The organism is Arsenicicoccus sp. UBA2120 (assembly GCF_002330965.1).
Taxonomy (GTDB): Bacteria; Actinomycetota; Actinomycetes; order Actinomycetales; family Dermatophilaceae; genus Arsenicicoccus; species Arsenicicoccus bolidensis.
Genome location: NZ_DCYC01000104.1, coordinates 6,075 through 15,792, shown reverse-complemented (window position 1 = coordinate 15,792; position 9,718 = coordinate 6,075). Strand labels below are relative to the sequence as shown.

6 protein-coding genes are annotated in these 9,718 nt (G+C 71.0%); all 6 read left to right on the top strand.

What is annotated here, in order from left to right; genetic code table 11:
* Positions 1–150 (top strand): 30S ribosomal protein S11 (gene rpsK, locus B2P18_RS17835; protein ID WP_286961808.1); only part of this gene is annotated, 150 nt, incomplete at its 5' end.
* 24 nt (positions 151–174) lie between these two features.
* Positions 175–780, top strand: coding sequence for a 30S ribosomal protein S4 (gene rpsD / locus B2P18_RS17830; protein WP_019286329.1), 606 nt, complete (start codon positions 175–177; stop codon positions 778–780).
* 182 nt (positions 781–962) lie between these two features.
* Positions 963–1,979, top strand: a complete 1,017-nt coding sequence (locus B2P18_RS17825) for a DNA-directed RNA polymerase subunit alpha (protein ID WP_029211842.1) — start codon at positions 963–965, stop codon at positions 1,977–1,979.
* Positions 1,980–2,060: 81 nt separating this feature from the next.
* Positions 2,061–2,651: a 50S ribosomal protein L17 gene (gene rplQ / locus B2P18_RS17820; protein WP_286961799.1), complete on the top strand. Its 591-nt coding sequence runs from the start codon at positions 2,061–2,063 to the stop codon at positions 2,649–2,651.
* Positions 2,652–2,823: 172 nt separating this feature from the next.
* Positions 2,824–3,693 (top strand): tRNA pseudouridine synthase A, encoded by an 870-nt coding sequence (locus B2P18_RS17815; protein ID WP_286961798.1) that lies wholly within the window; start codon positions 2,824–2,826, stop codon positions 3,691–3,693.
* A gap of 169 nt (positions 3,694–3,862) precedes the next feature.
* Positions 3,863–9,661, top strand: coding sequence for a pullulanase-type alpha-1,6-glucosidase (pulA, locus tag B2P18_RS17810; protein ID WP_286961797.1), 5,799 nt, complete (start codon positions 3,863–3,865; stop codon positions 9,659–9,661).
* The last annotated feature ends 57 nt before the right edge of the window (positions 9,662–9,718 follow it).

Here is a 9,718-nt window from a genome sequence, read left to right as displayed (position 1 = left end):
AAGGTCGACGTCTTCGTCAAGGGCCCGGGCTCGGGCCGCGAGACGGCGATCCGCTCGCTGACCGCCACCGGCCTCGAGGTCGGCGCCATCAGCGACGTCACGCCCACCCCCCACAACGGCGTGCGCCCGCCCAAGCGCCGTCGCGTCTGAGACACGGAAGGAGATAGCTGACTTATGGCTCGTTACACCGGACCCATGAGCAAGAAGTCCCGTCGTCTCAAGACCGACCTGGTCGGTGGCGACAAGAACTTCGAGAACCGCCCCTACCCGCCCGGCATGCACGGCCGCGGTCGCGTGCAGGAGAAGGAGTACCTCCTTCAGCTGCGCGAGAAGCAGAAGGCCCGTTACATGTACGGCGTCCTGGAGAAGCAGTTCCGCAACTACTACGAGACGGCCTCGCGTCGCCCCGGCAAGACCGGCGAGAACCTCCTCCAGATCCTCGAGTCCCGCCTGGACAACGTGGTCTACCGCGCCGGCCTGGCCCGCACCCGTCGTGCGGCTCGTCAGCTCGTCGCCCACGGCCACTTCACGGTCAACGGCGTCCGCGTGGACATCCCGTCCTACCAGGTGACGCAGTACGACATCATCGACATCCGCCCCAAGTCGGTCAACACGTTCCCGTTCGACCTGGCTCGCCAGACGTTCGGCGACCGGCCGATCCCGGCGTGGATGCAGGTCGTCCCGGGCTCCCTGCGGATCCTGATCCACCAGCTGCCCGTGCGCGAGCAGATCGACGTCCCCGTCGAGGAGCAGCTGATCGTGGAGCTCTACTCGAAGTAATCGGCATCACGACGCATGGCGGTGGGCCGGGTTGCGGCCCGGCTCGCCGCCATACGTCTGAGACCACGGTCCGTCCCGCGGGACGGACCGGCCGGCCGGCTCACGGACAGAGGTGAGCGGCCGCCCCGCCAGGGGATTCATGAGACGTCATATAGCGGGCGTCCATGGGAAGGAAGAAAACCGTGCTGATCGCACAGCGTCCGGTGCTCTCGGAGGAGATGCTCTCCGAGGCCCGTTCCCGCTTCACCATCGAGCCCCTCGAGCCGGGCTTCGGCTACACCCTCGGCAACTCGCTGCGGCGCACGCTGCTGTCGAGCATCCCGGGTGCCGCCGTCACCAGCCTGCGCATCGACGGCGTCCTCCACGAGTTCTCCACCGTTCCCGGTGTCAAGGAGGACGTCACGGAGTTCATCCTCAACATCAAGGGTCTGGTCGTCTCCTCGGAGCACGACGAGCCGGTCGTGATGTACCTCCGCAAGCAGGGTCCCGGCGCCGTCACCGCCGCCGACATCACCCCGCCCGCGGGCGTCGAGGTGCACAACCCCGACCTGCACATCGCGACGCTCAACGAGAACGGCAAGCTCGAGATGGAGCTGACCGTCGAGCGTGGCCGTGGCTACGTCTCGTCGCAGCAGAACAAGTCCGGCGAGCAGGAGATCGGTCGCATCCCGGTCGACTCCATCTACTCCCCGGTGCTGGCCGTGACCTACAAGGTCGAGGCGACGCGTGTCGAGCAGCGCACGGACTTCGACCGCCTGGTGGTCGACGTCGAGACCAAGAACTCCATGGCTCCGCGCGACGCGATGGCCTCCGCCGGCAAGACGCTGGTGGAGCTTTTCGGCCTCGCCCGCGAGCTCAACGTCGAGGCCGAGGGCATCGACATGGGCCCGTCCCCGACGGACGCCGCGCTCGCCGCCGACCTGGCCCTGCCGATCGAGGACCTCGACCTGACCGTCCGGTCCTACAACTGCCTCAAGCGCGAGGGCATCCACACGGTGGGCGAGCTCGTGGGTCGCAGCGAGGCCGACCTGCTCGACATCCGCAACTTCGGTGCGAAGTCGATCGACGAGGTCAAGGCCAAGCTCGTGGGCATGGGCCTGCAGCTCAAGGACAGCCCGCCCGGGTTCGACCCGTCGGCGATCGCCGAGGCGTACGACAGCTACGAGGACGACATCGCCCTCGAGGACGAGCAGTACTGAACTACTGACCGAAAGCAGGACTGACCTCACGGCGCCACGGTCGGCGCCCCCTGCGGTCGGTCGGACTATCTAGGAGAAACCATGCCTACCCCCACCAAGGGTCCTCGTCTCGGCGGCGGTCCGGCCCACGAGCGCCTGATGCTGGCCAACCTGGCCACGTCGCTCTTCGAGCACGACAAGATCACGACCACCGAGGCCAAGGCCAAGCGCCTGCGCCCCCTGGCCGAGCGCATGATCACCTTCGCCAAGCGCGGCGACCTGCACGCTCGTCGTCGGGTGCTCACGGTCGTCCGTGACAAGGGTGTCGTGCACCGTCTGTTCGTGGAGATCGCGCCCGACATGGCCGAGCGCCAGGGCGGCTACACCCGCATCACCAAGATCGGTGCGCGCAAGGGTGACAACGCCCCCATGGCCGTGATCGAGCTCGTCCGCGAGCCCGTCGCCAAGAAGGCCACCGTCAAGGAGGCCGAGGCGGCGACCAAGCGCGCGTCCAAGGACTCCGCCAAGGCCGCCCCGGTCGAGACCGCCGAGCCGGTCGAGACCGAGGCGGTCGAGCCGACCGCCACCACGGAGGCCGCCGAGGCCCCCGAGGCGCCGGTCGAGGACCAGCCCACCACCGAGGCGGCCGACGCCGCCACGGACAGCAAGACCGAGACCAAGGGCGACGCCTGACCGCTTCGCCTGACGCCTGCAGGGCCCGTCACCCCCACCCGGGGCGACGGGCCCTTCGGCATACGGCTGTCGCGAGGTGCGGTCGTCCGGGGGACGGCCCGGCTCGCTGGTCTGCCGCACGCCCGCGGCGATGGTCCGGAGCAGAGTCCCAGCCTGGCTAGGATCGACGGTCATGGACGCTCCCCTCGTGCCGACGGCCCCGGTCCGCCTGCGGGTCGACTTCGCGTATGACGGGACCGACTTCAGCGGCTGGGCGGCGCAACCGGGCCGGAGGACCGTCGAGGACACCCTGGCCACGGCGTGGCGCACGATCCTGCGCAGTGACCTGGCGCCGCGGCTCACGGTGGCCGGGCGCACGGACGCCGGGGTCCACGCGCGGGGCGCCGTCTGCCACCTGGACGTGGTGGAGGACGATCTGGCCCGGCTGCCGGGGCGGTCGGACCGTGCGCCCGTGCAGGCGGCCGTGAGCCGGCTCAACGGGGTGCTGCCCGACGACCTGGTGGTCCGCTTCGTCCGGGTGGCCCCGGACGGGTTCGACGCTCGGTTCTCGGCGCTCGAGCGACGCTATCGCTACCGGCTGCTGGACGACCCGGCCCGGCTGGACCCGCTGCGTCGGCGCGACACCACGGTGGTGCGGCGGCCGCTGGACCTGGAGCGGATGCAAGAGGCGTGCGCAGGACTGGTCGGGTTGCACGACTTCGCGGCGTTCTGCAAGCAGCGGGAGGGCGCGACGACGATCCGGACCCTGCTGGAGTACTCCTGGGTGCGGGACGAGGAAGGCGTGCTCGTGGCCACGGTGCGGGCCGATGCCTTCTGCCACTCCATGGTGCGAGCCCTGATCGGCGGCGCCGTGCCGGTGGGGGAGGGCCGACGGGACGGTGCCTGGCTGCGCGACGTGCTCGTGGGCGCGCGCCGGGACCCGGGCGTCGCCGTGATGCCGCCGCACGGGCTAAGCCTTGACGAGGTCCGCTACCCACCGGACGAGGAGCTCGCCGGACGGGCGCGGGCGACCAGGACCCTCAGATCCCTGCCGGGTGACTGAGCGCCGGCAGGCAGCACGGTGACGCGGTTGCTGCAAGATGTGCAAGTTCTTGCAGGGGTCGAGGGGCGGTATGTCGGTGGCGGGCGCCATACTGGCGACTGGACCACGACGACGTGGCCCGTCAGGTGCTCGCGGCCCCCACTGCGTGCATGAATTCCCAGGAGACATCGTGCCTCTCACGATTCGCCGCAGTGCCCGCCCGGCACTGGCCACCCTCGCCGCCCTGGCCCTCGCCGCGATCGGCCTGCCGCAGGCCCCCATCGCCGCGGCCGCCGCGGCCGCCCAGACGCGCACGGTCACCCTCGTCGGATCGCTGCAGTCCGAGCTGGGCTGCTCGGACGACTGGCAGCCCGCCTGCGAGCAGACCCGTCTCGTGGCGGAGCCGGGCACCTCGACCTACCAGCGCACCTTCGACGTGCCGGCCGGGTCCTACGAGGTCAAGACGGCGATCAACGGCACGTGGGAGGAGTCCTACGCGCTGGACGGCACCAAGGGAGGCGACAACGCCCCGCTCGTGCTCAAGGGCCCGGCGCGCCTGCAGGTGACCTACGACGACACCACGCACCGCACCGGGATCGCCCCGCTCGGCCTCGCCGGGGGCGCGACCACCGCAGACAAGGCCCTGGCCCAGGACAGCCTGCGCCCGCCGACGACGCGCGAGCGCTTCTACTTCGTCATGGCCGACCGGTTCGCCAACGGTGATCGCGGCAACGACCAGGGGGGGCTCACCGGGGGGCGGCTCGAGACCGGGCTCGACCCGTCGGACAAGGGCTTCTACCACGGCGGCGACCTGGCCGGTCTGCAGCAGCGGCTGGACTACGTCAAGGGCCTCGGGACGACCGCGATCTGGCTCACGCCGTCGTTCAAGAACCGCCCGGTCCAGGGGACCGGCGCGGACGCCAGCGCCGGCTACCACGGCTACTGGGTCACCGACTTCACCCAGATCGATCCGCACCTCGGCACCAACGCCGAGATGAAGGCTCTCGTCGCCGCAGCGCACGCCAAGGGGATGAAGGTCTACTTCGACATCATCACCAACCACACGGCCGACGTCCTGGACTACGCCCAGAAGCAGTACTCCTACGTGCCGAAGTCGGCGGTCCCCTACAGGACGGCCACGGGCCAGGCGTTCGACGACCGGGACTACGTCAACAAGCAGTTCCCGCCCCTGTCGGCGCAGTCGTCCTTCCCCTACACCCCGATCTACCGCACCGAGGCGGACAAGACGGTGCGGGTGCCCTCCTGGCTCAACGACCCGACGATGTACCACAACCGCGGGGACTCGACCTGGGCGGGCGAGTCGACGACCTACGGCGACTTCGTGGGTCTGGACGACCTGTTCACCGAGCGGCCCGAGGTGGTCGACGGGATGGGCGACGTCTACGCCGCGTGGGTCGACCTCGGCATCGACGGCTTCCGCATCGACACGGTCAAGCACGTCAATCTCGAGTTCTGGCAGCGGTTCTCACCACGGGTCCTGGACCACGCGCGGTCGATCGGCCGCAAGGACTTCTTCATGTTCGGCGAGGTCTACGACGGCGACCCCAAGGTGACGTCCACCTACACCACGGCCGGCAAGCTCCCCGCCACGCTGGACTTCGGCTTCCAGGGCGCAGCCGTGGCTGCCGCCCAGGGCAAGGCCACGACCGGCCTGCGCGACCTGTTCGCCGGGGACGACTACTACACCGACGCCGACTCGAACGCCTACCAGCTGCCGACCTTCCTCGGCAACCACGACATGGGACGCGGCGGCATGATGCTCGCCAAGGCGGGCTACACCGGCGGCGAGCTGCTGCAGCGCACGCGGCTGGCCAACGAGATCATGTACCTCACCCGGGGACAGCCCGTCACCTACTACGGCGACGAGCAGGGCTTCGCGGGGGCCGGGGGCGACAAGGACTCGCGCCAGGACATGTTCGCCACCAAGGTCCAGCAGTATGCCGAGGAGCCCGTCATCGGCGGAGCCCCCGGGTCGCGGGATCGCTACGACAGGTCCGCACCGCTCTATCGGACGATCTCCGAGCTGTCTGCGCTGCGGCAGGCCAACCCCGCGCTCGCGGACGGTGCCCAGATCCACCGCTACGCCTCGGACGCGGCCGGCATCTACGCCTTCTCGCGCATCGACCGGGCCACCGGTCGTGAGTACGTCGTCGCCGTCAACAACAGCACCAAGGCCGCGTCCGCCTCCTTCTCGACCTACGTCAGGCAGCGGCCCTTCCTGCCCGTGCACGGCACGAGGTCGACCCTCAAGTCCGACAAGGACGGGCGGGTCACCGCGACCGTGCCCCCGCTGTCGGTGAGCGTCTGGTCCTCGACCGGGTCCATGACCCACCGGCCGGCCGCGCCCGCGGTCTACCTCACCTCTCCTGGCGCCGGCGCCACCGTCGGCGGTCGCGCGGAGATCTCGGCGGCCATCCCGGAGAACACCTTCGCCCAGGTCACCTTCGCCTACCGCCCGGTGGGGACGTCCTCGTGGACGACCCTCGGCACCGACGACAACGCCCCCTACCGGGTCTTCCACGACGTGAGCGGCCTGGCCAAGGGGACCCTGCTGGAGTACCGCGCGGTGGCCAAGGACGGCACCGGCAACGTGTCGGCGTCCTCGTCCTACGGGATCGTCGGCGAGCCGGGCACCGCCCCCACGCCGGGCGGCGGGGTCGGCCCGGTGACCCAGCCCCAGGCGGTCTCGGTCCCCGGCACGCACAACACCGAGATGGGCTGCAGCGAGGACTGGGCGCCGGCCTGCGACCAGGCGCAGCTCGCGCTGGACGCCAAGGACCAGGTCTGGAAGCGCACGTTCACCACGATCCCGGCGGGCCAGCACTCCTACAAGGCGGCGATCAACCGCGCGTGGGACGAGAACTACGGCGCCGGCGGCGTCCGGGGCGGGACCAACATCGACTACACCGCACCAGGCGGCAACGTCACCTTCTACTACGACCACGCCACGCACCACGCCACCAGTGATGCCCAGGGCCCGATCATCACGGCCCCGGGCTCCTACCAGGCCAAGCTGGGCTGCGGCGGTGACTGGGCCCCCGACTGCATGCGGCCGTGGCTCCAGGACCCCGACGGTGACGGCACCTACACCTGGTCCAGCGACCAGATACCGGCAGGTACCTACGAGTTCAAGGTGGCGCACGGGCTGTCGTGGACCGAGAGCTATGGTGCGGGCGGCGCTGCCGGAGGGTCCAACATGCCGCTCACCGTGCCGTCGGACGGCACGGTGGTCACCATCTCCTACACGATCGGCACCCACATGACGACGGTGAAGACGTCCCGGGCCGGCTCGGCCCCCGACCTCGGCACCCAGCGGGCCGTCTGGGTCGCTCCGGACCTGATGGCGTGGCCCGCCGCGGCGGTGCCACAGGGCACCGACCCCGCGCTCCTGCGGTGGCGCCTGCACTGGTCCCCGAGCGCGCGACTGGCGATGGACGCGGAGACGATCACCTCGCCCGACGGCGGCCAGGCCTCGCTCACGCGGGACCCGGCCGGGCTGCCGGCGGCCGTGCTGGCCGCCCACCCCGAGCTCGAGGGCTACCACGCCCTGCGGCTCGACCGGGCGGCGTCCCGCCAGGCCCCCGAGATCCTGCGCGGGCAGGTCGCGGTGGGCATGTACGACCACCTCGGCCGGCTCCAGGACGCCACGGGCGTGCAGATCGCACCGGTGATCGACGCGCTGTACGCGCCGCGCGCCACGGCCCGTTCCTACGGCGTGAGCTTCCGCGGCGCCACCCCCTCGTTCGCGGTGTGGGCGCCCACGGCGCAGCAGGTCACCCTCCTGTCGTGGCCCCGTGGCGCGGCGGCGGAGGCCCCCGTCAGCGCGGCGACGCGGACCCGGATGGATCGTGGGCAGGACGGAGCCTGGACGGCCACCCGGCCCGGGCTCAAGGACGCCCGCTACGCCTACGAGGTCGTCGTCTACGCGCCGACCACGCGCACGATCGAGACCAATGTCGTCACCGACCCCTACTCGGTGGCACTCACCCCCGGCTCGGCGCGGTCCGTGGCGGTGGACCTCGCCGACCCCGCCCTTGCTCCCCGGTTGTGGCGGGACACCAGGGCGCCGGCCCTGAAGCAGTCCGTCGACTCGACGATCTACGAGCTGCACGTGCGTGACTTCTCGATCGGTGACGCCTCCGTGCCGGCCGCCCACCGGGGTTCCTACCTCGCGTTCGCCGACGAGGGCGACGGCACCAAGCACCTCCGCTCGCTGGCCAAGGCGGGTCTCAACACCGTGCACCTGCTCCCGACCTTCGACATCGCGTCCATCCCCGAGGGGCGCGCCGACCAGCAGGCACCGGGATGCGACCTGGCGTCCATGGGGCCCGCGAGCGAGGGCCAGCAGGCCTGCATCACCAAGGTCGCCGACAAGGACGGCTACAACTGGGGCTACGACCCCCTGCACTGGATGGCGCCCGAGGGGTCCTACGCGTCCAGCGACGCGAGCGCCGACGGCGGCGCCCGGGTGGCGGAGTTCCGCACGATGGTCGGGGGGCTGCACCGCTCAGGCCTGCGGGTGGTCCTGGACCAGGTGTTCAACCACACCCCGGCCTCGGGGCAGGACCCCAAGTCCGTCCTTGACCGCATCGTCCCCGGCTACTACCACCGCCTCGACGCCAAGGGCGCGGTCTACACCTCCACGTGCTGCCAGAACATCGCGACCGAGCACGCCATGGCAGAGAAGGCCATGGTCGACGCCGTCGTCCTGTGGGCCCGGCACTACAAGGTCGACGGCTTCCGCTTCGACCTCATGGGTCACCACAGCCGCGAGTCGATGGTCAAGGTGCGGTCCGCGCTCGACGCCCTGACGCCGGCCCGGGACGGTGTCGACGGCCGGAGCGTCTACGTCTACGGCGAGGGCTGGAACTTCGGCGAGGTCGCCGACGACGCGCTCTTCCGCCAGGCCACGCAGGGGCAGCTCGGTGGGACGGGGATCGGGGCGTTCAACGACCGGCTCCGCGACGCCGTGCGCGGTGGCGGCCCGTTCGACGACGACCCCCGCGCCCAGGGCTTCGGCTCCGGAGTCGCGACCGACCCCAACGGGACCCCCGTCGCCGGCGGGGCCGCCGACCTGGCCAACGACACCGACCTCCTCCAGCTGGGCCTCGCCGGTCAGCTGCGGTCGTTCAGCTTCCGCTCCACGCGGGGGACGACGGTCACTGGTGAGCAGGTTGACTACAACGGTGCCAAGGCCGGCTATGCGGACCAGCCGGCCGAGTCGATCAGCTATGTCGACGCCCACGACAACGAGACGCTGTGGGACGCACTGACCATGAAGCTGCCCCGCTCGACGAGCATGGCCGACCGGGTCCGGATGAACACCCTGTCCCTGTCGACGACGGCTCTCGGTCAGTCGCCCAGCTTCTGGCACGCCGGCGCCGACCTGCTCCGCAGCAAGAGCTTCGACCGGGACAGCTACAACAGCGGCGACTGGTTCAACACCCTCTCCTGGACGGGGGCGGACAACGGCTTCGGCCACGGCCTGCCTCCCGCAGGCCCCAACAAGGCCAAGTGGGAGTTCATGCGCCCCTTGCTGGCCGACGCCTCGCTCAAGCCGTCCGCAGCGGACGTGCGGACCGCGACGACGCAGGCCCAGGACCTGCTGCGCCTGCGCTTCTCCACCCCGCTGTTCCGCCTGGGCACAGCCGACCAGATCAAGGCCAAGCTGAGCTATCCGGTCAGCGGCACCACCGACGCCCGGCCGGGCGTCGTCGTGATGCGGATCGACGACACCCGCGGCACGGCCGTCGACCCGGCCCTGGACGGCGTGGTCGTGGTGTTCAACGCCACCCCCGAGGCGGTCAGCCAGCCGCTGCCGGGCCTCAAGCGCGCGACCATGACGCTGTCGCCCGTCCAGCAGCAGGGCGCCGACGCGGTCGTCCGGCAGTCCCGCTGGGACGCCGCGACGGGCGTCGCGACCGTTCCGGCGCGCACCGTGGCGGTGTTCGTCCAGCCGGCACGCTGACCCGGCCGGGGGTCCGATCCCGTCCCTCGCGTCGGATCGGTCCACCGCGCGTGGTCG